Consider the following 878-nt stretch of genomic DNA (forward strand, 5'->3'; position numbering starts at 1 on the left):
AGCCCCTTTGTTACTTCTGTTTCCAGTCCCACGGTTCAGGAAGGTAATAACCTGGTGTTCGAGGTTCAGCTGTCGAACCCCAGCCTTGCCACAACGACTGTTGCGCTTGCTTTGCAGGGGATCACTGCAACGGAAGGCGTGGATTGGTCTTCAGTCGGTTCCGTCTCCTTCAATAACGGCGCATCGTGGAGTGCTCTGAGCGCGAATATTTCGGTTCCTGCTCTGGTGACCAGTTTTATGGTCAGACTCCCGACGGCTGACGATGCAATTGATGAAGCCGCTGAAACGATGAGCCTGTCCGCGTCGACATCGCGTAACGCGATCCCGGTGCAGGGCGTCGGTACCATTCTGGATAATGATCCTTTCACCGACGCGAACGAAATAGTGAGTGTCAATGAGGATACGACCCTGATCGGCAGCGTGCTCACCGGTACGTCCAGCGGAGAAGGTCCGGTCACCGTCACCACCTTTACGGTGGGCGGCACGACCTACGCCGCCGGCGCCACCGCCACGCTGGCCGGCGTGGGCACGCTGGTCATCAATGCCAACGGCAGCTACACCTTCACGCCGAACGCCAACTACAACGGCACGGTGCCGGTTGCCACCTACACCCTGACCGACGGTTCGGGGGCCAACGACACCTCGACCCTGGCCATCACGGTGACGCCGGTGAACGACGACTTCACCGACGCCAACGAAGTGATCAGCATCGCCGAAGACAGCGGCCCGCTGAGCGGTACGGTACTGAGCGGCACGAGCAGCGTCGATGGTCCGGTCACCGTCACCACCTTCACGGTGGGCGGCACGACCTACGCCGCTGGTGCCACCGCCACGCTGGCCGGCGTGGGCACGCTGGTCATCAATGCCAACGGCAGCTA

At 61.3% G+C, this 878-nt stretch carries 1 protein-coding gene; it reads left to right on the top strand.

Annotated elements, in window-relative coordinates; translation table 11 throughout:
• Positions 1–237: 237 nt before the first annotated feature.
• Positions 238–878: cadherin-like domain-containing protein (locus AT959_RS21630; protein ID WP_205629917.1), on the top strand; the 641-nt coding region annotated here is incomplete at its 3' end.

The sequence above is a fragment of the Dechloromonas denitrificans genome, assembly GCF_001551835.1.
Taxonomy (GTDB): Bacteria; Pseudomonadota; Gammaproteobacteria; order Burkholderiales; family Rhodocyclaceae; genus Azonexus; species Azonexus denitrificans.